At 60.2% G+C, this 22,514-nt stretch carries 21 protein-coding genes and 1 tRNA gene; 7 read left to right on the top strand and 15 right to left on the bottom strand.

All coding sequences use genetic code 11. The features are described 5' to 3' along the window. Positions 1-8 precede the first annotated feature (8 nt). A complete protein-coding gene (locus CHU94_RS08695) occupies positions 9-455 on the bottom strand; it encodes a hypothetical protein (RefSeq protein WP_094478773.1) in 447 nt (148 codons plus the stop codon). A gap of 146 nt (positions 456-601) precedes the next feature. On the opposite strand from CHU94_RS08695, the gene CHU94_RS08690 reads away from it, so the two are divergent. Further along, a complete protein-coding gene (locus tag CHU94_RS08690) occupies positions 602-1,630 on the top strand; it encodes an alpha/beta fold hydrolase (RefSeq protein WP_141211429.1) in 1,029 nt (342 codons plus the stop codon). 14 nt (positions 1,631-1,644) lie between these two features. After that, positions 1,645-2,313, top strand: coding sequence for a PilZ domain-containing protein (locus tag CHU94_RS08685; RefSeq protein WP_094478769.1), 669 nt, complete (start codon positions 1,645-1,647; stop codon positions 2,311-2,313). Between the two features lie 54 nt (positions 2,314-2,367). On the opposite strand, the gene CHU94_RS08680 is transcribed toward CHU94_RS08685, so the two are convergent. The 10 genes from CHU94_RS08680 to uvrB all read right to left on the bottom strand — a co-directional run bounded on the left by CHU94_RS08680 (position 2,368) and on the right by uvrB (position 10,712). Further along, positions 2,368-2,442: transfer RNA gene (locus CHU94_RS08680), tRNA-Val, on the bottom strand. 41 nt (positions 2,443-2,483) lie between these two features. Further along, the gene (dnaQ, locus tag CHU94_RS08675; protein ID WP_094478767.1) at positions 2,484-3,197 is read right to left on the bottom strand and encodes a DNA polymerase III subunit epsilon; all 714 of its coding nucleotides are present in this window, start codon (positions 3,195-3,197) and stop codon (positions 2,484-2,486) included. 19 nt (positions 3,198-3,216) lie between these two features. Continuing rightward, the gene (gene fdx / locus CHU94_RS08670) at positions 3,217-3,555 is read right to left on the bottom strand and encodes an ISC system 2Fe-2S type ferredoxin (RefSeq protein WP_094478765.1); all 339 of its coding nucleotides are present in this window, start codon (positions 3,553-3,555) and stop codon (positions 3,217-3,219) included. A gap of 21 nt (positions 3,556-3,576) precedes the next feature. Continuing rightward, positions 3,577-5,433, bottom strand: coding sequence for a Fe-S protein assembly chaperone HscA (gene hscA / locus CHU94_RS08665; protein WP_094478763.1), 1,857 nt, complete (start codon positions 5,431-5,433; stop codon positions 3,577-3,579). 8 nt (positions 5,434-5,441) lie between these two features. After that, positions 5,442-5,957, bottom strand: coding sequence for a Fe-S protein assembly co-chaperone HscB (gene hscB / locus CHU94_RS08660; protein ID WP_094478761.1), 516 nt, complete (start codon positions 5,955-5,957; stop codon positions 5,442-5,444). Then, positions 5,954-6,277 (bottom strand): iron-sulfur cluster assembly protein IscA, encoded by a 324-nt coding sequence (gene iscA / locus CHU94_RS08655; protein ID WP_094478759.1) that lies wholly within the window; start codon positions 6,275-6,277, stop codon positions 5,954-5,956. Before iscA ends, hscB begins: the two co-directional genes overlap by 4 nt. Before the next feature lies 1 nt (position 6,278). Beyond that, positions 6,279-6,665: a Fe-S cluster assembly scaffold IscU gene (iscU, locus tag CHU94_RS08650; RefSeq protein ID WP_094478757.1), complete on the bottom strand. Its 387-nt coding sequence runs from the start codon at positions 6,663-6,665 to the stop codon at positions 6,279-6,281. A gap of 19 nt (positions 6,666-6,684) precedes the next feature. Continuing rightward, entirely contained in the window at positions 6,685-7,905 is a 1,221-nt protein-coding gene (locus tag CHU94_RS08645) for an IscS subfamily cysteine desulfurase (protein WP_094478755.1), read from the bottom strand. Positions 7,906-7,944: 39 nt separating this feature from the next. After that, positions 7,945-8,481 carry a Fe-S cluster assembly transcriptional regulator IscR gene (gene iscR / locus CHU94_RS08640; RefSeq protein WP_094478753.1) on the bottom strand — a complete coding sequence of 179 codons (537 nt, stop codon included), beginning with the start codon at positions 8,479-8,481 and terminating at the stop codon, positions 7,945-7,947. A gap of 119 nt (positions 8,482-8,600) precedes the next feature. Beyond that, positions 8,601-10,712 carry an excinuclease ABC subunit UvrB gene (gene uvrB, locus CHU94_RS08635; RefSeq protein WP_255033887.1) on the bottom strand — a complete coding sequence of 704 codons (2,112 nt, stop codon included), beginning with the start codon at positions 10,710-10,712 and terminating at the stop codon, positions 8,601-8,603. 65 nt (positions 10,713-10,777) lie between these two features. Between uvrB and CHU94_RS08630 the strand changes: the two genes are divergently transcribed. The 5 genes from CHU94_RS08630 to rsxB all read left to right on the top strand — a co-directional run bounded on the left by CHU94_RS08630 (position 10,778) and on the right by rsxB (position 16,700). Continuing rightward, positions 10,778-11,821 (top strand): nitronate monooxygenase family protein, encoded by a 1,044-nt coding sequence (locus tag CHU94_RS08630; protein ID WP_094478751.1) that lies wholly within the window; start codon positions 10,778-10,780, stop codon positions 11,819-11,821. 103 nt (positions 11,822-11,924) lie between these two features. Beyond that, positions 11,925-13,133 (top strand): amino acid aminotransferase, encoded by a 1,209-nt coding sequence (locus tag CHU94_RS08625; protein WP_094478749.1) that lies wholly within the window; start codon positions 11,925-11,927, stop codon positions 13,131-13,133. A 53-nt stretch (positions 13,134-13,186) separates the two neighbouring features. Further along, positions 13,187-14,545, top strand: coding sequence for a hypothetical protein (locus tag CHU94_RS08620; RefSeq protein ID WP_094478747.1), 1,359 nt, complete (start codon positions 13,187-13,189; stop codon positions 14,543-14,545). A 47-nt stretch (positions 14,546-14,592) separates the two neighbouring features. Next, positions 14,593-16,017 (top strand): polyhydroxyalkanoate depolymerase, encoded by a 1,425-nt coding sequence (locus CHU94_RS08615; protein ID WP_094478745.1) that lies wholly within the window; start codon positions 14,593-14,595, stop codon positions 16,015-16,017. Then, positions 16,014-16,700, top strand: a complete 687-nt coding sequence (gene rsxB / locus CHU94_RS08610) for an electron transport complex subunit RsxB (protein ID WP_094478743.1) — start codon at positions 16,014-16,016, stop codon at positions 16,698-16,700. The genes CHU94_RS08615 and rsxB overlap by 4 nt, the downstream gene beginning before the upstream one ends. 28 nt (positions 16,701-16,728) lie before the next feature. On the opposite strand, the gene CHU94_RS19500 is transcribed toward rsxB, so the two are convergent. The 4 genes from CHU94_RS19500 to CHU94_RS08590 form a co-directional block, all read right to left on the bottom strand. Beyond that, a complete protein-coding gene (locus tag CHU94_RS19500; RefSeq protein ID WP_255033886.1) occupies positions 16,729-19,056 on the bottom strand; it encodes a methyl-accepting chemotaxis protein in 2,328 nt (775 codons plus the stop codon). Positions 19,057-19,181: 125 nt separating this feature from the next. Then, positions 19,182-19,658 carry a VOC family protein gene (locus CHU94_RS08600; protein ID WP_094478741.1) on the bottom strand — a complete coding sequence of 159 codons (477 nt, stop codon included), beginning with the start codon at positions 19,656-19,658 and terminating at the stop codon, positions 19,182-19,184. Next, positions 19,655-21,703: an acetyl/propionyl/methylcrotonyl-CoA carboxylase subunit alpha gene (locus CHU94_RS08595; RefSeq protein WP_094478739.1), complete on the bottom strand. Its 2,049-nt coding sequence runs from the start codon at positions 21,701-21,703 to the stop codon at positions 19,655-19,657. The genes CHU94_RS08600 and CHU94_RS08595 overlap by 4 nt, the downstream gene beginning before the upstream one ends. Positions 21,704-21,756: 53 nt before the next feature. Further along, the gene (locus tag CHU94_RS08590) at positions 21,757-22,467 is read right to left on the bottom strand and encodes a thioredoxin family protein (protein ID WP_094478737.1); all 711 of its coding nucleotides are present in this window, start codon (positions 22,465-22,467) and stop codon (positions 21,757-21,759) included. Positions 22,468-22,514: the final 47 nt, after the last annotated feature.

Below are 22,514 nucleotides of genomic sequence, written 5' to 3'. Positions count from 1 at the left end.
GCTGGCGCTCACGGTGTCACCGCCGCTGGGGAGCTTTGCAGGTAGGCCCGGGCCTCGTCATCCATCATGCCAAATGTCAGTGCCACGGGGCCTTTGTGGCTGGCGCCGTAGGCGTATCCCTTGATTGCGGTGAGCATGCTGAACTTCAGCGCGGCGGCAGTGCCGTCGTTGCACCGCAGGTCCACCTCGCCCTGGGTGGATGAAGTAAAACGCAGTGCCCCCAGACAGGAGCTGGGCTCCCCATGGTTGGCAGTGGCTTCCAGCGTGCCTGTGCGATCCGGGCTCAGGATCAACTTGCCATCCAGGCGTTGGCCTTGCACCTGCAAGATAGCAGTAGGACGGCTGGAGCCCAACTGGACCAGCATATTGCTGAGATCAGCACACCCGCCAAGGCCCAGCAACAAGCCTGCAGCCCCCACCAGGACACGTCCATCAAAAGGTTTGTGTGGGTTCATGACGCGGCTTCCATGGGTTGCAAATAAAGGCGGTGAGCGGTGTACCATCTTATCGACAAACCGTGGCACCAAGCCCGGAAATGCCGCTGCGCTGGGCCCCACTTCCGGTGACTTGGTGCAGTCTTATTCGATGTAGGGAGACCCTCGTGACTATGCCCCCCTCTGCAGGCGCACGCCCGCTGTTTCGCAAAACCTGGTTTCGTGTGGTGGCCGCTTTGGCCGCTGCGGTGTTGCTTGTCGTCCTGGTATTCTTGGCTGGCCCGCGCAACGCCTTTGGCCCCAACACCCCCAGCACACGCGCGCAAGCTCCGCAGGAGATTGCCCTGCTGGACGACTGGGTTCGCAAGAGCGAGGCGGCATTTCCAGACATCAAGCCCAACAACGACAAACGCATCGTCTGGGCGGGCGCCGCCGGTCAGCGTACGCCTTGGGCGGTGGTGTATATCCATGGTTTTTCTGCCAGCCGACTGGAAACGGCCCCGATGACCGATATGGTGGCCAAGGCCTTGGGCGCCAACTCTTTTTACACCCGGCTCACCGGCCACGGTCGCCCCGGGCCCGCGATGGGTGAGGCCACCGTACAAGACTGGCTGGCAGACGCCCAGGAGGCTTTGCGCATCGGCCAAACACTGGGCGACAAAGTCTTGGTCATCAGTTGCTCGACAGGCTCTACGCTGGCAACTTGGCTCGGCACCAACGGCCACAGCGCACAGGTGGCAGGCCATGTGTTTGTGTCGCCCAATTTCGGCCCCAAAGACCCTCGTGCAGAAATCATCAACGGCCCCTGGGGCCAGCAAATTGCCTTCGCCCTGCAGGGCGAAACCCGCGGCGGCCCCGCCGAAAGCGAAGCGGAAGACGGTGCCTGGACCAACGTCTACCCTACACGCGCACTCTTCCCCATGATGGCCTTGGTCAAAGGCGTGCGTGAGAGCGACCTCAGTGCCTTCCGCTCGCCCTTGCTGGTGCTGTACAGCGAAAAAGACCAGACCGTGGAGCCCGCACAGACCAAAGCCGCTTTTGCCCGCATAGGATCCCCCGCCAAGCAGATGCAGGCGGTGGACTACAGCGAGTCCAAGGGCCAGCACGTGCTGGTCGGCGACATCAAGGCACCGAAGGCCACCGCCCCGATGGCACAGACCATCATCCGCTGGGCCCAGGCCCTGCCCGCCCCCTGACCGGAGCACCATCGATGAGCACTGAGACCGACACCATCCTTCGCATGCCGCTCAAAGCCCTAGGGCTGCGTTCCGGCATGGCGCTACAAACACGGCGTCTGGTGGAAGGCACCAGCAAAAAAGAAGCGCAATTTTTTGGTGCCATCGAGGGCAAAGGCGTGATGGTCGGCCCGCAAAGCGCCGATGCCACCCAAACCGGCATGGAAGAAGGCGAAGTCTGTGTGGTGCGCGGCTTCACTGGGCAGTACGAGTTTTCTTTCCTCAGCAAGGTGCTGCAAACGTTTGAGAAGCCGTTTGCCTATGCCTTGCTGGCCTACCCGGCGCAGGTAGACGCCAGGCGGGTACGCCAATCCATGCGCACCAAAGTGTCATGGCCCACCACAGCGCGTCCGGCAAATGCAGCAGCAGACGTCAGTGCCCGCTTGGTGGACTTGGTAGACATCAGCACCGACGGCGCCATGGTCAGCACCCCCGATCCCCTGGGAGCCATTGGTGAACTGGTGGACCTGGCCATGGATGTCTCCGTCGACGGTTGCCCCGTTCATCTGCAACTGCGCGGCAAGATTTGCCACCACAACCGCCCTGCGGGACACGAGCATTTCTTTGCTGGCCTGGCCTTTCAGGGCTGCAGCCAAAACGACAAGTTGGTGCTGAACTACCTCACACAAAACACAGGCAACTAAGAGGGGCAAATCCCCAACGAAAAAGGCCAGCGCACTGCGCTGGCCTTTTGTGTTTGGTGGGCGATGCAAGTTTCGAACTTGCGACCCCTGCAGTGTGAATGCAGTGCTCTACCCCTGAGCTAATCGCCCTGAATACTTATCAGGTAAGCCTCAGATTATATACCAATAATTCACCCCATTTGCCGCCACAGCGTTTTTCCGCCACTCGATTTGTCGAGTTGGGCCAAAACCTCGTCATGGGCAGCCAGCTCTTGTGGATTCGCGTGCAATGTTGGCAGCACGATGCCGCGCAAATCCACGCCCTCCACCACCGGACCGGCCGTCTCCTCCACTGCACTCTCCATCAACAAGGCATCTTGCCCACGCGTCATGTTGATGTAAACGTCGGCCAACAACTCCGCATCCAGCAAAGCGCCGTGTAGGGTACGACCCGAGTTGTCCACGTCCAGGCGGCTGCACAGGGCATCCAGGCTATTGCGCTTACCCGGGAACATCTCCTTGGCCATCACCAAGGTATCCAACACCCCGCCCACGTACTCTTTGAATGGCCGGTGTCCCGCGCGCGCAAGCTCCATGTCCAGAAAACCCAAGTCAAAGGGGGCGTTGTGGATGATGATCTCCGCATCGGCCACGTAGTCCATCAACTGCTGCGCTATCTCTTCGAAGCGCGGTTTGTCACTCAAGAACTGGGTGGTCAAACCGTGGACACGCAACGCGCCTTCGTCGCTGTCCCGCCCTGGGTTCAGGTAGAAATGCAGGTTGTTGCCAGTGAGCTTGCGGTTCACCAACTCCACACAGCCAATTTCCACCATGCGGTCTGGATTGTCCGGGTGGTTGGCATGGAAACCCGTGGTTTCTGTGTCCAGAAAAATTTGACGCGTCATGGCTTGCGTGTATTTATCTTCAGTGGTTTTCTTTAGCGTGGTTGAGTGAGTACTTGGGAATCTCTACCACCAAATCCTTTTGGGCCAAAAATGCTTGGCAGCTCAGGCGGGACTGAGGCTGCAGACCCCAAGCCCGGTCCAGCAAGTCCTCTTCAGTCTCTTCCAGTTCATTAAGGGAGGCAAAGCCTTCGCGCACCACCACATGGCAGGTGGTGCAGGCGCAGCTCATGTCACATGCGTGTTCGATCTTGATGCCGTTTTCCAGCAAAGCTTCGCAAATGGAGGTCCCTGCAGGCGCGGAGACTTCAGCGCCCTGGGGGCAGTACTCGGCGTGCGGCAAGATTTTGATGATTGGCATAGGGATTCTTTCCGCGCAGATTCAGAGGGTTTCAATGTTTTTGCCTGCCAGCGCCTGCGCGATCCCGCGGTTCATGCGCAAAGCGGCAAACGCTTCCGTGGCTTGGGCCAGGGCTTTGGATTCGGCTTCGACAAACGCGGCATCTTCGCTGGCACGTGCCGCGTCCAATGCCCGCATGGCGGCATCCACCACAGCGCGCTCCGACTCTCCCAGCAAATCGCCATCTATCGCCAACGCACTTTGGGTCGCCAGCAGCAAGCGGTCCGCATCGACCCGTGCTTCCACCAGTGCACGGGCGCGCATGTCGGACTCTGCCGTGGTGAAACTCTCTTTGAGCATCTGCGCAATCTGGTCATCGCTCAAACCATACGAGGGCTTCACGTCGATACGCGCCTCGACGCCACTCACCTGCTCCCTGGCCGACACGTTCAAAAGGCCGTCAGCATCCACCGTGAAAGCGACACGAATGCGCGCTGCACCGGCCGCCATCGGTGGAATACCGCGCAACTCAAAACGCGCCAGGCTGCGGCAGTCCGCCACCAGATCACGCTCGCCCTGCACCACATGCAGTGCCAGAGCAGTCTGACCATCCTTGTAGGTCGTGAAGTCCTGGGCCATGGCCGTCGGAATCGTCTGGTTGCGCGGCACGATACGCTCCACCAAGCCCCCCATGGTTTCGATACCCAGGGATAGGGGGATGACATCGAGCAACAGCAAATCGCCTGAAGGGTTATTGCCGGCCAGCTGGTTAGCCTGGATGGAAGCTCCGAGTGCAACCACCTCGTCCGGGTTCAGGTTCGTCAAAGGCTCCTGGCCAAAGAACTCACCGACCAAACGGCGGACCTGTGGCATGCGGGTGGAGCCTCCCACCATGACCACCCCCTGAATGTCCTCTTTCTGGAGGCCTGCATCACGCAGCGCCTTGCGCACTGCCTGCAAGGTGCGGGCGGTCAGTGGCGCAGTCTGCTGTTCAAACTGGTCACGGTGCAGCAACACACCCAGAGCGCCGCTCGACAGGTCAATATCGACCTTCACGCTGTCTACCGCGGACAATGCCTCTTTCGCCCTGCGGGCCTCGGCCATCAGCAAGGCCTGGTCTTCTGGCGTATCGGCACGCAAGCCGGCCTCTTGGATGAGCCAATCCGCCAGGGCCCGGTCGTAGTCGTCCCCACCCAACGCCGAATCGCCCCCGGTTGCCAGAACTTCGAACACCCCGGCCGACAGACGCAGGATGGAAATATCAAAGGTCCCGCCACCGAGGTCGTACACGGCGTAAACACCTTCCGATGCATTGTCCAAGCCATAGGCAATAGCGGCGGCAGTGGGCTCGTTGATCAAGCGCAGCACATTCAGGCCGGCCAGCTGCGCAGCATCTTTGGTGGCCTGGCGCTGTGCGTCATCAAAATACGCCGGCACGGTGACCACGGCACCGTAGATGTCATCATTAAAAGTATCTTCCGCACGAAAGCGCAGGGTCGCCAATATCTCGGCACTGACCTCGACTGGACTTTTCTCGCCCGCAACCGTACGCACCTTGACCATGCCCGGGGTATCCAGAAGCGTGTAAGGCAGCTTCTCGGGATGCGCAATGTCTTTTTTGCCGCGGCCCATCAGGCGTTTGACCGAGGCAATCGTGTTGGCGGGATCACTGGCCTGGTGCTCCAGCGCGGCATGGCCAATCTGGCGACGTTGTGCATCCACATAGCGCACCACACTGGGCAAGATGACCTTGCCATCGGCATCGGGCAAACACTCGGCAGACCCGTTGCGCACTGCCGCCACCAATGAGTGCGTGGTCCCCAGATCGATCCCCACGGCGATGCGACGCTCATGCGGGTTGGGCGACTGCCCAGGCTCAGAAATTTGTAGAAGCGCCATGGTGGTAATTATTCAAATTGGTCTAAGCGCTGGTGCAGGTCTTGGGTGAATTTTTCGATAAACATCAGGGCCCGTACAGGACCCACGGCCGCCGCCGCATCGTGTTGCTGGTCCAGCAAGGATTCGCATTGTTGCAGCAGTTGTTGGCGTGAGGCTTCCACCTCCAGACGCAGTGACTCCAGAGCCGGCAAGGCGTCTGCATCGTCCAGTGTCTCACGCCATTCCATCTGTTGCATCAAAAATGCTGCTGGCATGGCGGTATTGCTATGCGCGTTGACGGGCGCACCGGCAAGCTCGCACAGATACGCTGCGCGCTTGAGCGGGTCCTTGAGGCGCTGGTAGGCCTCGTTGATGCGCACCGACCATTGCATGGCAACACGCTGAGCGGCAGCGCCTTGGGCAGCAAACTTGTCCGGGTGGGCTTCGCGCTGCAGCGCCTTCCAGCGGGCGTCGAGTTCCGCGCGTTGCTGGGCGAACTGCTTTGTCAGACCAAAGAGTTCGAAATCATCCGCCTGCAGGTTCACACCCGGAAGGACTCACCGCAACCACACTTGTCGCGCTCATTAGGGTTGTTGAAGCGAAAGCCTTCATTCAACCCTTCACGCACAAAGTCCAGTTGCGTACCGTCTATGTAAGCCAGGCTCTTGGGGTCGACCAACACTTTGACGCCATGGCCCTCAAACACAATGTCTTCCGGGGACAACTCGTCCACATACTCCAGTTGGTAGGCCAAGCCGGAGCAGCCAGTGGTCTTGACGCCCAGACGAACGCCAACACCCTTGCCGCGCTTGGTCAGGTAGCGGGTGACGTGCCGTGCTGCAGCTTCGGTCAGGGTGACAGACATATCAGTTGAGGTGTTTTTTCTTGTAGTCGTCCACGGCCGCCTTGATGGCGTCTTCTGCCAGGATGGAGCAGTGAATCTTCACGGGCGGCAGGGCCAACTCTTCAGCGATCTGGCTGTTCTTCAGCGCAGCCGCTTCGTCCAGCGTCTTGCCTTTGACCCATTCGGTGACCAGAGAGCTGGATGCGATGGCAGAACCGCAGCCATAGGTCTTGAAGCGTGCGTCTTCAATAACACCAGTTTGCGGGTTCACCTTGATTTGTAGCTTCATCACGTCACCGCAGGCAGGCGCACCCACCATACCGGTACCTACGCTGTCGTCACCTTTTTCAAAGCTGCCGACATTGCGGGGGTTTTCGTAGTGATCAACGACTTTGTCTGAATATGCCATGTTGTTTCTCCGATAACTCTTAGTGCGCAGCCCATTGGATGGTGCTGATATCAATGCCTTCTTTGTACATGTCCCACAGGGGGCTCAAGTCGCGCAGCTTGGCCACGTTCTTCTTGATGGTGTCCACGGCGTAATCAATATCGGCTTCAGTGGTCCAGCGGCCAATCGTCATGCGCAAGCTGCTGTGGGCCAGCTCATCGCTGCGGCCCAGGGCGCGCAAGACATAGCTGGGTTCTAGCGAGGCTGAGGTGCAGGCAGAGCCAGACGACACGGCCAAGCCCTTGATACCCATGATCAGCGACTCACCTTCCACATAGTTGAAGCTCATGTTCAGGTTGTGGGGCACACGCTTGGATTCGTGGCCGTTGATGAACACCTGCTCCACATCTTTCAAGCCAGCCAGCATGCGGTCATGCAGCGCTTTGATTCGCACGTTTTCCGCGTGCATTTCTTCTTTGGCAATGCGGTACGCCTCACCCATGCCCACGATCTGGTGCGTGGGCAGCGTGCCGCTGCGCATACCACGCTCGTGGCCGCCACCGTGCATTTGCGCCTCCAGACGAATACGTGGCTTGCGGCGCACAAACAAGGCACCAATGCCCTTGGGACCATAGGTCTTGTGCGAAGTCAGGCTCATCAAGTCAACCGGCAGCGAAGCCATATCGATGTCCACACGGCCAGTGGCCTGCGCAGCATCCACATGGAAGATCACACCCTTTTCACGGCAGATCGCGCCGATGGCAGCGATGTCTTGGATCACGCCAATTTCGTTATTGACGAACATCACGCTGGCCAGGATGGTGTCAGGGCGTATCGCAGCCTTGAATGCCTCTAGGTCCACCAAGCCGTCGTCTTGCACATCAAGGTAGGTGACCTCGAAACCCTGGCGTTCCAGCTCACGACAGGTGTCGAGCACTGCTTTGTGCTCAGTCTTGACCGTGATGATGTGCTTGCCCTTGGACTGGTAAAAATGGGCTGCGCCTTTCAAAGCCAAGTTGTTGGACTCGGTAGCACCGGATGTCCAGACAATTTCGCGTGGATCAGCGCCAATCAGTGCAGCGACCTGCTCGCGGGCTTTCTCTACCGCCGCTTCGGCTTCCCAGCCCCACGCGTGACTGCGCGAGGCCGGGTTGCCAAAGTGATTGCGCAACCAGGGCACCATGGCATCCACCACCCGCTCATCGCAAGGGTTGGTGGCGCTGTAATCCATGTAAATCGGGAAGTGGGGGGTGGTATCCATGGCTGGCTCGGTACTGGCAAAAAATAAGACGAATTGGGATCAGGACTTGGCAAACGTGTTGCCAAGGGCAAACACCGAGTTGGGAGCGTTCACGCGAATGGGCTTGACCACTGGCATGGCAGAAATGGCGCGCTTGATGGTGGGCTTGTCTTCCACTTGCAGCCCTTTGGCCAACTGGTCATCGACCAGCTTCTGCAGCGTCACGGAATCCAGAAACTCCACCATGCGGGTGTTCAGAGACGCCCACAAATCGTGGGTCATGCAGCGATTACCCTCGCCCAGGCAATTTTCCTTGCCACCACACTGCGTGGCATCAATGGGCTCGTCCACCGAGACAATGATTTCCGCCACAGTGATGTCGCTGGCTTTACGGGCCAGGGTATACCCGCCCCCTGGGCCGCGGGTGGACTCCACTAACTCATGGCGACGCAGCTTGCCAAATAACTGCTCTAGATAGGACAAGGAGATTTGTTGGCGCTGGCTGATGGCGGCCAATGTGACAGGACCCGAGCTTTGACGCAGGCCCAAATCGATCATCGCGGTGACCGCAAAACGGCCTTTGGTGGTGAGACGCATCGCTTGCTCCTTCAGTCGGGGGGGTTGTTGACTAACGGACTCAAGTATAGCACACACCCCTTTGATTTGCTCGGGTAAGCAGACTGATCAGTCTATTTATCCGATAGATTTAATCAACTTTACAAGGCAACAACATTGTCAGCACCCGGCGCACCAAAAGCCTGCTCCTTGAGGATGTGCAATTGGTCCCGTACACGGGCGGCCTTCTCGAACTCCAGGTTTTTGGCGTGCTCCATCATGAGCTTCTCCAGCCGCTTGATCTCCCGGGAAATATCCTTCTCGCTCATGTCTTCTACCTGCGCCCGCTGCTGGGCATCGCGCTCCAGGCGCTCGGCTTCCTTGCCGGCCTTTTCACTGTAAACGCCGTCGATCAGGTCGCGCACTTTCTTGACGATGGCCTTGGGGGTAATGCCTCGCTCCAGGTTATGGGCGATCTGCTTTTTGCGCCGCCGCTCCGTCTCCCCAATCGCCCGCTCCATCGAGTCCGTGATCTTGTCCGCATACAGGATGGCTTTACCCTCCAAATTGCGCGCAGCCCGGCCTATCGTCTGGATCAATGAGCGCTCGGAGCGCAAAAAGCCTTCCTTGTCCGCATCCAATATCGCTACCAACGAAACCTCGGGAATGTCTAGGCCCTCCCGCAACAGGTTGATACCCACCAGCACATCAAAGGTTCCGAGGCGCAGGTCACGCAGAATTTCCACACGCTCCACCGTGTCCACGTCGCTGTGCAGGTAGCGCACCTTGACACCGTTGTCGGTCAGGTAATCGGTCAACTGCTCCGCCATGCGCTTGGTCAGCGTAGTGATCAACACGCGCTCGTTCTTCTCCACGCGAATGCGGATTTCCTGCAGCACGTCATCCACTTGGCTGCCAGCCGGGCGCACCTCCACCTCGGGGTCGACCAGGCCAGTGGGACGCACCAGTTGCTCCACCACCTGACCGGCATGCGCTTTTTCCCAATCCGCCGGAGTGGCCGACACAAAGATCGCCTGGCGCATCTTGGTTTCGAACTCTTCGAACTTGAGTGGCCGGTTGTCAAGTGCACTGGGGAGGCGGAATCCATACTCCACCAAGGTGGTCTTGCGCGCACGGTCGCCGTTGTACATGCCGCCGAACTGGCCGATCAACACATGGCTCTCGTCCAGAAACATCAGCGCATCCTTGGGCAGGTAGTCCGTCAGCGTGGAGGGCGGCTCCCCGGGAGCCGCCCCGCTCAAATGGCGCGAGTAGTTCTCGATACCCTTGCAATGCCCCACCTCAGACAGCATCTCCAGGTCAAAGCGTGTACGCTGCTCGAGGCGTTGGGCTTCGACCAATTTACCTGCGCCTACCAATTCCTTAAGCCGGTCAGACAGCTCAGTCTTGATACTCTCCACCGCGGCCAGCACCTGGTCCCGCGGTGTCACATAGTGGCTGCTGGGGTAGACCGTAAACCGTGGGATTTTCTGGCGGATGCGGCCGGTCAGCGGATCAAACAGCTGCAGGCTCTCGATTTCGTCATCAAACAGCTCCACACGAATCGCCATTTCGCTGTGCTCTGCCGGGAAGATGTCAATGGTGTCGCCGCGCACCCGGAACGCGCCACGGCTGAAATCCATGTCGTTGCGCTGGTACTGCATGCGCACCAGTTGGGCAATCATGTCGCGCTGACCCAGTTTGTCGCCGGTGCGCAGCGTCATCACCATCTGGTGGTAGCTTTCGGGCTTGCCAATACCGTAGATGGCCGACACCGTGGCCACGATGACCACATCCCGACGCTCCAGCAAGCTCTTGGTGCACGAGAGGCGCATCTGCTCGATGTGCTCGTTGATCGCACTGTCTTTTTCGATAAACAGGTCGCGTTGCGGCACATAGGCTTCGGGCTGGTAGTAGTCGTAGTAACTGACGAAATACTCGACCGCATTCTTGGGAAAGAACTCCCGAAACTCGCTGTACAGCTGGGCTGCCAGCGTTTTATTGGGTGCAAACACGATGGCAGGACGCCCCAAACGCGCAATTACGTTGGCCATTGTGTAGGTCTTGCCGGAGCCAGTCACGCCCAACAAAGTCTGAAACACCTCCCCGTCCGTCACCCCCTCTACGAGCTGGTCAATTGCCTCGGGTTGGTCGCCCGCCGGGGGGTAAGGCTGGTACAGCTCATACGGCGAATCCGGGTAACGTACAAAAGTGCCCGTGCGCACCTCCAAGGCATCATCGGTCACTGCAGGGGTAGGTTGGGGCGAAGGCATGGCGGCGCGCTCAAAGGGGCAAAAGTAGAACTGTAGACTAGACCGCGCACCAAAAGGACCGGACCATGCCAAACCCCTCGTTTCTGGGCTCTACCTTCCCCCTGATTCAGGCTCCGATGGCCGGCGTACAAGGCCATGCGCTGGCCGCCGCCGTATGCAATGCCGGCGGCCTGGGCTCCATTCCTGCTGCCATGCTGAGCCTGGAGGCGTTGCGCAACGAACTCACGCAACTCACGGCGCTGACCCACAAGCCCTACAACGTCAACTTCTTCTGCCACACACCGCCCCAGCCAGATCCGCAGTGCGAAGCAGGCTGGCAACAGGCCTTGTCACCTTTCTACGAAGAATTGGGCCTGTCGCTCGCCGACATTGTTCCGGGCCCGGGGCGTGCACCTTTCAGCGAAGCCGTAGCCGACGTGGTGGAGGCCTTCAAGCCTGCCGTGATGAGCTTCCACTTCGGCTTGCCTCCCGACGCACTGCTGACGCGTGTGAAAAGCTGGGGCAGCCTGGTGTTGGCATCCGCCACCACGGTCGAAGAAGCCCTGTGGCTACAGGCTCACGGGGCAGATGCCATCATTGCCCAGGGCTTGGAGGCCGGCGGCCACCGCGGCATTTTTCTCAGTGACGATTTGACTACCCAAGTGGGGACCATGGTTCTGGTACCGCAAATCGTGCGAGCGGTCCGCGTTCCGGTGATCGCTGCCGGCGGCATCGCCGATGTACAAGGCGTGGCAGCGGCCATGGCCGTGGGCGCATCAGCCGTGCAGATTGGCACCGCTTATATGTGCTGCCCCGAAGCCACCACCTCCGCACTGCATCGCGCGGTGCTGCAGAGCGCAGATGCGCGTCAAACCGCCCTCACCAACCTCTTCACCGGCCGCCCGGCGCGCGGCATCATGAACCGGCTGATGCGGGAGCTGGGGACGTTAAGCCCGACGGCGCCCGCGTTTCCACTAGCCGCCAGTGCCATAGCCCCATTGCGGGCCCGCGCCGAGAGCCTGGGCCGAACCGATTTCACCCCGCTGTGGAGCGGCCAAAACGCCTCCCAGTGCCAACCGGTGCCTGCCGCAGATCTGACACGTGCCCTGGCAGATGGCCTGGTGCGTTGAGCACCTGCTAAAGGCACCAGCGCAGTGCCCGGTAAAATAGGGATTACCCGCATCGCAGGCAGCGTGGCGGGTTCCCCCGACATTCCAATCACAGGACTTCTTCATGTCTCTTTTCTCCGCCGTCGAAATGGCTCCCCGCGACCCTATCCTGGGCCTGAACGAACAATTCAACGCAGACACCAACCCCAACAAGGTGAACTTGGGCGTGGGCGTGTACTTCGACGACAACGGCAAGTTGCCCCTGCTGCAATGTGTGCAGGCTGCAGAAAAGACCATAATGGACAAGCCCACCGCCCGTGGCTACCTGCCTATTGACGGCATTGCCGCATACGACGCCGCCGTCAAAGGACTGGTGTTTGGAAGCGACTCTGACGTTGTCAAAAGTGGCCGCGTAGCCACCGTCCAGGCGATTGGCGGCACCGGCGGCCTGAAAATCGGAGCCGACTTCCTGAAAAAAGTCAGCCCCAACGCCACCGTACTGATCTCGGACCCCAGCTGGGAAAACCACCGCGCCCTGTTCACCAACGCAGGCTTTGCGGTCGACACCTACCCCTACTTCGACCAAAGCGCCAACGGCGGTCTGGGCGGCATCAACTTTGACGGCATGCTGGCCAAGCTGAACGGTGCCGCAGAAGGCACCATCGTGCTGCTGCACGCCTGCTGCCACAACCCCACCGGTTACGACATCACCGCCGCCCAGTGGGACCAGGTGATTGCTGCGGTCAAGGCCCGCAAGCTGACCGCCTTCCTCGACATGGCCTACCAAGGCTTCGGCTACGGTATTGCGGAAGACGGCGCCGTGATCGCCAAGTTCGTCGCAGCTGGCCTCAACATCTTCGTATCCACCAGCTTCTCCAAGAGCTTCAGCCTGTACGGCGAGCGCGTGGGTGCCTTGAGTGTGGTCGGCAGCAGCAAGGAAGAAACCGATCGCGTGCTGTCGCAACTCAAGATCGCCATCCGCACCAACTACTCCAACCCGCCCACCCACGGCGGCGCCATCGTGGCTGCAGTGCTGAACAACCCTGAGCTGCGCGCCCAATGGGAGCAGGAACTGGGCGAAATGCGTGTGCGTATCAAGGCCATGCGCCAGAAGCTGGTTGACGGCCTGAAGGCTGCCGGCGTGAGCAAGGACATGTCCTTTATCACCACACAAATTGGCATGTTTAGCTACTCTGGCCTGTCCAAGGACCAGATGGTGCGCCTGCGCTCTGAATTCGGCGTGTACGGCACCGACACCGGCCGCATGTGCGTGGCTGCGCTCAACAGCAAAAACATCGACTACGTCTGCGCGGCCATCGCCAAGGTCATCTAATTGACACGAAATATGCTGCAAGTCCGCATGGAATATGCGTAAGCAGCTATTCAATGCATAGCAAACAGCGCTTTAACCGGCTGCGCACCTTTTGCCTGACACTGGCTTGGTGTGTGGTCGGCCTGCCAGCCTGGGCCGGTGGCAACCACGCCCAGGCCAGCTACCGTGCGCTCGAAGCCCTGCCCGAGCTCAGCCAGGCGCCACGGGCTGCCGTGGAGACCTTGGACAGCTTTTTGCGCGCCCAGGAAAAAACCCTGGAAGCCTTGCTGGCCAGCCAGGAAGCTTGGGCCATGGCCACCGTGGAGCAATACCCGGCCCTGCCCGATGCACAAGCCTTTGTGGCCAGCCCGCAGCGCAGCGATGAAGCCCGCCGACAGGCCTTTCTTGCAGCCCTGCGTGTTGCCCCCAACAGCAAGTTCGCGCTCTTCCTGGAGCCCGATGCCAAAAATGGCGATGCGTCTGCCACTGGGAACGCCACACTGGGACTCACCGATGTCAGCAGCGTCCCGGCACAGCATGGCAGCATCCACGCCCACAAGCGTTTTATCCCCCTCAGAGCCGGGGAACTGGTGAGCCCGCTGGCGGTGCTGGCCACGGCAACCGATGAACCTGACTACGGCTTGGATACCTTTTTGTGGGAAGACAGCCCCACCGGTTGGGGCAAACAGTGGGGGCTGGGGCCCCAGCCATTTGGCAACCCAGGCTCGGCGGCCGCCTCTCAAACCCCTTTTGGCATGGGCTTCTTCTTTGAAGACCGCATGCTCTACAGCGTGGCACCTTGGGCCAAGCGCTCCCTGGTGCAAGCCCGTTACTATCAATACGCCAGCCTGTCCGCTCTCGCGTTGCGCACCGGCCACGACTACTGGGGCTGGCGCTTTGCCGGGCTTGCCCTGCACTACCTGCAGAGCCTGACACAGCCCTACCATACGCGGCTCGCTCCAGGGGAATCCAGTGCCACCCTGGTGGCCTACAACGCCCTCGCCCGCATGGGCCTGCCCGGCCCGCGCACCGCACGCATTCGCGCCATCACCAACCAGCGCCTGCTACTGGACGCACTCCAAACCCAGCTGCTGACCCCAAGTACCAAAGCCCTGCAAACCCAGGACAAAGACACAAGCTACCCCGAATGGAATGACCGCTACCTGCGAACTGTGGTCGCCGCCCAAAGTGCTGCGCTGGCTGACAACGCCCAGCGCACGCTGCTGGAAACACTGCCGCCCGAGTGGGTGGCAGAAGCCCTGATTGACTTGCAGCCGCAAGATGCGACCATGCGGCTATTGCCAGACCTGCTGGCCCAAGACCCGACGCGACGCGCACGCTTGCAGGGCCTGGTAAACGAGCTGATGGGGAATTTCGGCGCCCACAGTCGCAATGCCGTGCGGGCCATTGTCAGATCCGGCAACCGCTATTAAGTCCATTGCTGTTATATTGCACCGCAACATTCTCCTGAGGTCCTCCCATGCTGTACCAGCTGTATGAAACCCAACGCTCTTTGATGGAGCCGTTTTCTGATCTGGCCCTGGCTGCCGCCAAGCTCTACAGCAACCCCTTGTCACTGGCCGGACAGAATCCCTTCGCCCAGCGCCTGTCGGCCGGTTACGACCTGATGCACCGACTGGGCAAAGACTACGAAAAGCCAGAATTCGGCCTACGCACCATTGATGTGGACGGTGTCGACGTGGCCATCCACGAGCGCGTGGAAATTACCAAGCCGTTTTGCGAGCTGCGCCGTTTCAAGCGCTTTACCGACGACCCGGCCACATTGTCAAAAATCAAAGGCCAGCCCGTGGTGCTGATCGTTGCGCCCCTGTCCGGCCACTACGCCACGCTGCTGCGTGACACCGTAAAAACCATGCTCAAGGACCACAAGGTCTACATCACCGATTGGAAAAACGCCCGCCTGGTGCCCCTGGAGGATGGGGAATTCCACCTCGACGACTACGTGAACTATGTGCAGGAATTCATCCGCCACGTGCAGGGCGTGTATGGCAACTGCCATGTGATGAGCGTGTGTCAGCCCACAGTGCCGGTACTGGCGGCCGTGTCCCTGATGGCCAGCCGCGGCGAAACGACGCCATTGACCATGACCATGATGGGCGGCCCCATTGACGCCCGCAAATCGCCCACCGCGGTAAACAACCTGGCCATGAACAAGAGCCACAGCTGGTTCGAGAACAACGTGATCTACCGCGTCCCCAGCAACTTCCCCGGAGCGGGTCGTCGCGTCTACCCCGGCTTTTTGCAGCACACCGGCTTTGTGGCCATGAACCCCGACCACCACGCCAAAAGCCATTACGACTACTTCCAGGACCTGATCAAGGGCGACGACGCCAGCACCGAGGCCCACCGCAAGTTTTACGACGAGTACAACGCTGTGCTGGACATGGACGCGGACTACTACCTGGAAACCATCAAGGTGGTGTTCCAGGACTTTGCGCTGGTCAATGGCACCTGGGATGTGCGTAGCCCTGCGGGCAAGCTGGAGCGCGTGAAACCCGCTGACATCAAGACCACGGCCCTCATGTCGGTGGAAGGCGAATTGGACGATATTTCGGGCGCCGGCCAGACCGAAGCCGTGCATGAGATCTGCAGTGGCGTGCCCAAGAGCCAGCAACGCCACTTCGAAGCCAAGGGCGCCGGCCACTATGGCATCTTTTCAGGCCGCCGCTGGCGCGAACATGTGTACCCGCAGGTCAAGGCATTTATCCAAGCCCATGCTTTGCCCGGCACGACCTATTCCACTGCCTCCACCACAGGCTCCAAGGCGCCCCGCAAGACTGCGTCAGCCTCAGATTCAGCACAAAAAGTGGCTGCAGCCCCCGTAAAATCTGCGCGAACAGCTCCTAAAAAGGTAGCAACCAAGCGCAGCACCGCCAGTCAGTGAGCTCCGGCAAAACGCCGGCACCGCCTTTGGTACAGCGCCTGCTGGACGCGTTGCCCCAAACGCAGTGCACGCGCTGCGGCTTCCCCGATTGCGCGGCCTATGCACAAGCCATAGCCAAGGGCGAGGCGGGCATCAACCAGTGTCCGCCGGGCGGGGCTGAGGGAATCGCGCGCCTGGCGGCCATCACCGGCCAGCCAGTATTGCCACTGGACCCAGCCTTTGGTCTGGAAGCCCCGCGCAGCGTGGCGTTCATTGATGAAAACTGGTGCATCGGTTGCACCCTGTGTCTGGACGCCTGCCCCACCGATGCCATCATGGGCAGCAACAAACGCATGCACACCGTGCTGGAGGCCCACTGCACCGGCTGCGCGCTGTGCTTGCCGGTGTGTCCGGTGGACTGCATCCTGCTGGAAAACGTGAGTGGCACCCGGACTGGCTGGAGCGCCTGGCCCCAAACCCAAGCGGACGAGGCCCGCACACGGTATGACGCGCGCAAACTGCGCCGGGCCCGCGAAGACGCCGAACACGCGCTGCGCCTGCAAGCCAAAGCGGAAATGAAACTGGCGGACCTGCCCGCCCACTCCCAGCACACCGACCCGGCGGTGCTGGACAAAAAACGCGCAGTGATTGAAGCCGCACTGGCCCGCGCCCGCGCCCGGGCCAAACCCGGCGGTGCCAACTAAGCCGGGACAGCCAGGTGTTGGCGTACGGCTACAACGAAGCCATCAGGTTTTTGTAGACCCCGCAGCCGACGAACACGTCGTCCACCTGCACCACGTAGGACATCTTAGTTTGTACCTTGCCATTAAGCGGGTTGACGATGTCGTACTCCACCCAGCCCGGTGACACCGAGGCTTGGCCAATGATGGAAGCCATCAGCGCATTGCCGTCAATGCCGGCTACGTCCTGCACGCGGGTGCCGACCTTGGCCGGGTTGCCGCCAAACGCCAAGTACTGGCCGCTGCGGTCCAACACAAACACGTACATGTCCCGGTCAAACAAACCGCTTTCCTTGGGCGTGACCTCGCGTACAAACGCATCCCGGCTGCCCGCGCTACGGCGCATGGACAAGGCACGCTCCACCAGGGCGCGGGCCTCATCGGCCGAGCCCTGCTGCAGCTTGAACACTGACACGGCATCCGACAGCACACTGGCCCGCTCCTGTAGGGCCGTGGCCTGGCTCACGGCTTGCTCCACCATGGCAGCGTTCTGCTGGGTAATCTCGTCGAGCTGACGAATCGCTGTGGTGATTTCGGCCAGACTGTTACTCTGTTCGGCGCTGGACGCCGAGATGTGCGACATATTGGCCGCCACATCACGCACGCCATCCACGATGCGCGTGATGTTGGTACCGGCGGCGCGAATCTGCGCCACCCCGCTGGCGACCTGGGCGCTTGAGGCACCAATGAGCTGGCGGATCTCCTTGGCGGATGCGGCAGACCGCTGGGCCAGCGAGCGCACCTCGGTCGCCACCACGGCAAAACCACGGCCGGACTCTCCGGCCCGTGCAGCCTCCACCGCCGCATTCAACGCCAGGATGTTGGTCTGGAAAGCCAGTCCGTCAATCACACCCACGATTTCGTCCATGCGTTTGGTGCTGGCTTCAATCGCCTCCACGGAGGCGATCGCTTCCACCATTCCCTGAGCCCCCTGCTCCGCAACGCCACGCAACACCTGAGCTGCCTGGTCTGACTTCTGCGCGGTGTTGGCGTTGTCTTGCACCGTGGACGAAAGCTCCTGCACACTGGCAGAGGTTTCTTCCAGGTTGGCGGCCTGCTGCTCGGTACGGCCCGACAAAGCCTCGTTGCCCGTTACCAGGACGTCGCCCGAATTGGCCACCAAGGCCGAGTTGCTGCGCACACTGGCCACCATGACAGAGATGTTGTTGACCATCACGTCCATGGCATGCGACATGTCAGACAGCTCATCCTTGCCGCGAATCTGCACCTTGTGGCGCAAATTGCCTGCTGCGGTCTCCTCCATAAAGCGCAGCACCTGGCGCAGATCTGAGAGGAAACTGATATTGAAAGACAGCATCAGATAAATCAAGAGAACAGTGGCAACCACACTCCCCACTATCAGCAGATAAAGGCCTCGGTTCAATGATTTTTCCCGCTCCTTCAGCAAGGACACCATGGTCTGGTTGACTGCCTTGTGGTACTGGCCAATCGCGTCAATCGCTTGCGTGCCGGACGCAAAGTAGCCTTCTGAGTCGCCGCTAGGAGCTCCGGCCTTGAAGCGATCCTTGGACAGCGCAACGAATTTGGCCACTGCTGCCTGCGCCTCGTCGCCGCTAGCGTCTTTGAAACCCACACGGGCAAGGATTTGCTGAGAGTAAGCAACGTCTTTGGACCATGCACTCAAGGCATTCGCCAACAAGCTCACCCTGCCGACAGCATCGTCATTCATCTCGGGCCTGCTCAAAAAGCCGGCACCAGTACCCCGCAAACGCCCAATTTGCTCACGCAAAGAAATCAGCCGTGAGACCGACATATCCATCAGCAAATAGGTCTGGGGATCCGGGTCGTACAAGAGGCCGGACTTGTCGGCCACACCGTACACAAAGCGGGTCAGATCTTCCACCAGCGCTGTGTGGAAACCGAAGGCTTGAGGAGCGTCTTTGCCGTCCAGTTCCTTGACCAAGGTGTCCAGGCGCCCGCTGAGCTCTTTCCACTCGGGCGGCGCCTCAATGCCGTCCTTGCTATCCACCAGTCGCTTAAGTTCAGTGACTTCATCAGCGAGTTTGCTGCGGATCTGGTCGCGGGCCCCTGTAGCTGCAGCATTGCCCAGAAGGACCATGTTGGTTTGCCCCCGGTGGGCCTGCACGTTCCGGATCACATCCGTGGTCTGCTCCACCACTTCCACGCCCATTACCTCTGCACGGGTAATTCGCATATCACTCACCGTACGGGCTATAAGCTGTTCGACGATGAAGAAAAGGGGAACCAGTGCCACCAGAAACACGATGGCCAATTTGGAACCGAAGCGCATCTTGCGCATGACCCACATGCCGGGGTACAGAAACTTCACAAAGCTCATAGCGGGCGTTCCTTGGAAATTCTTCAACTACTTTGACTTTATCGCTTTTCCACCCACAAATGACAGAAAAATGGGGGGCATTGCCCCCCGTGTTTCCCCTCAAGCATCAGTGCCATACCGGCGCTTCAGCCCAAAGCGGCGATCACTTCGGGAGGCGCCTGCACCAATTCGATCAACACACCCTCCCCGGCAATCGGAAATTCTTCGTTGCTCTTGGGGTGCAAAAAGGTGATGTCGTAACCCGCCGCTCCCTTGCGGATGCCGCCGGGCGCAAAGCGCACCCCCTTGGCAGTGAGCCACTCCACCGCGACCGGTAGGTTGTCGATCCACAAGCCCACATGGTTCAAGGGTGTGGTGTGCACTGCGGGCTTCTTGTCGGGGTCCATAGGCTGCATGAGGTCGACTTCCACCTTGTACGGGCCGGAGCCCATGGCGCAGATGTCCTCGTCCACGTTTTCTTTCTCGCTTTGGAAAGTACCCGTGACCTCCAAGCCCAGCATGTCCACCCACAGGGTTTGCAGGCGCTTTTTGTCTGGGCCGCCAATGGCGATCTGCTGGATACCCAAGACCTTGAAAGGGCGTTTCGCTGCAGAACCGGTCATACAAACTCCACGATGGCTTGGTCCACGGAGAGACTTTCTCCTTTGCTGGCCAGCACCTTGCCCACCACACCATCAGCAGCCGCAAACAGCACGTTCTCCATCTTCATGGCTTCGATCACGGCCACGCGCTCACCGGCCTGCACCTTCTGGCCGGGCACCACTGCCACATCGACCAGCAAGCCGGGCATGGGCGAGAGCACGTAGCGGCTCATGTCAGGCGGTGCCTTGTGGGGCATGAGCTTATGCAGATCAGCCATGCGGGGGGACATGACCAACGCATCGATACGGGTGCCATTGTGCTGCACGCGCAGGGCCAGCGGGTTCTTGGGGGTGCCGCGCTCCACCTGGGCGGTGAAGGCTTTGCCGTTCACCGTGCCGGTGATGGCAATGTCATTCAAGCGGGATTTGCTACGAATAACATAGCTGCTCGCACCCACCGCTACTCGCGCAGAGCCGGTTTCACCCTCGAACTCGTCCACGTGCACTGCGGTGTAGCTGTTGTTGCCAGCAGCATCCAGCGTGACCACCACATAGTCTTTGCCTGCGTCCACGGCGTAGCCGGGCAATTGGCCGGACATGCCAGCTGCGCGCTCGCGCGACTTGCGGCGCACAAAGGCCGCCAGCGCGGTCAAGAAGGCTGCGTCGTCATGCGGCACGTCTTCGGCAAAGAAGCCCTTGCCGTAGTTCTCAGCAATAAAGCCGGTGTTGAAATCGCCGCTCACAAACTTGGGGTGGGCCAGCAGCGCGGCCTGGAACGGGATGTTGCTGGAAACACCGCGGATCACAAAGCCGTTAAGGGCTTCACGCATCTTGGCAATCGCATCATTGCGGTCTTTGCCGTGCACGATGAGTTTGGCAATCATCGAGTCGTAGAACATGGGGATCTCGCCGCCGTCCTGCACGCCGGTGTCCACGCGCACGCCTTGCAGGTGCGCGGTGTCGCCCTGCCACATGGTCTGCTCAGGCGGCGCAAAACGCACCAAGCGGCCAGTAGACGGCAAGAAGTTGCGGAACGGGTCTTCCGCGTTGATGCGGCACTCAATCGCCCAGCCGTCACGCTTCACGTCGGCTTGGCTCAAAGGCAGCTTTTCGCCAGCAGCCACGCGAATCATCAGCTCCACCAGATCCAGGCCGGTAATGCACTCCGTGACCGGGTGCTCCACCTGCAAGCGGGTGTTCATCTCCAGGAAGTAAAAGTCTTGGTCCTTGCCGACCACAAACTCCACCGTACCCGCAGATTGGTACTTCACCGCCTTGGCCAGTTGCACCGCCTGCTCGCCCATCGCCTTGCGGGTGGCATCAGAGATGAAGGGGCTGGGCGCTTCTTCAATCACCTTTTGGTGGCGGCGCTGGATAGAGCACTCGCGCTCGTTCAAATAGATCACGTTGCCGTGGCTGTCGCCCAGCACCTGGATCTCGATGTGGCGCGGCTCCTGCACAAACTTCTCGATGAAGATGCGGTCGTCGCCAAAGCTGTTGCGGGCTTCGTTCTGGCAGCTTGCAAAGCCTTCAAACGCCTCTTTGTCGTTGAAGGCCACGCGCAAGCCCTTGCCGCCGCCGCCAGCCGAGGCCTTGATCATCACGGGGTAGCCAATGCCCTTGGCGATTTCCACCGCCTGCTCCGGGCCGCTGATGGCATCGTTGTAGCCGGGAATGGTGTTGACCTTGGCCTCGTTGGCCAGCTTCTTGGAGGCAATCTTGTCGCCCATGGCGGCAATGGAATGTGCCTTGGGGCCGATGAAGGCAATGCCCTCGTCTTCACAACGCTTGGCAAACGCTTCGTTCTCGCTCAGGAAGCCGTAGCCAGGGTGCACGGCTTGTGCGCCGGTTTGTTTGCAAGCGGCAATGATTTTTTCAGCCTGCAGATAGCTTTCGCGGCTGGGTGCAGGGCCGATGTGGACGGCCTCGTCCGCCAGCGCCACATGACGGGCTTCTTTGTCGGCGTCCGAATAGACGGCAACCGTCTTGATACCCATTTTCTTGGCAGTAGCAATCACGCGGCAGGCAATTTCGCCACGGTTGGCGATCAGGATTTTGGTGAACATCGGGGACTCCTTGATGGAATATCTGATTGGGAGAATTTCAGTGGCACGTAGGGTTAGCTTTTCAACAGCCACGTCTGAAGTTCTTGGCAGCCGGCTTGGGTGGCATTGTTCAGCGTTAGCGCCCCTGCCAGTTGGCGGTGCGCCTCGACCAGCATTTGCTGCACAGCCGCCACACCGAATTTGGGCACCAACATCGGTGCATCGCTATCAGCAGGCACCAAGCCGCGTTTGCGCCACTGCCGCATAGCGGATGCAAGGCCTGTGGCCGAGCTGGCATTCAGGTCTGTGCACTGGCGTACACCTTCACTCAACACCAGCCCTGTTACCAATTGCTGTGCCACTTGCAGTTCGCCTGCGGTGGGCTCCCCGGGGGGCACAGCATGCGGCCCCGCTGTGGCTGGCGGAGGAGAACCAAACAGTGGCAAGTGCTTGCCCGCGAGCGCGCGGTCGATATGGGACTTCACCCAACCGGCCTCGTTCTTGATCTGCCGCGCCAGAACAGCAACCGCCTGGCTGCCGTTAAAGACATACAGATTGGGAACGCCCTGCAGGCGGATATCCAAATCAATCTTCGGGAAGCTGCGCCAGGGCGTCCACTGCACACGTCGAAACACGACCTCGGGGCCGTAGGTTTGCGCCAAGGCATCAAAAGCCTGATCGTCGTTCACGCAATAGCCGCAGCGCGGGTCGGGGCTCCAAAAATGCACCACGGTCACCTTGGCGCCTCGCAAAGCAGCCGGCAAGTCCGCGGCGACGGTTTGCACAACCGGTGCAGCAGCGGCTGCCGTGGATATGCAAATGCCTGCCCACC

Source organism: Rhodoferax sp. TH121 (genome assembly GCF_002251855.1).
Lineage (GTDB): Bacteria > Pseudomonadota > Gammaproteobacteria > Burkholderiales > Burkholderiaceae_C > Allorhodoferax.
The sequence above is the reverse complement of the archived record's forward strand: the minus strand, read 5'-3'. Positions and strand labels throughout refer to the sequence as shown.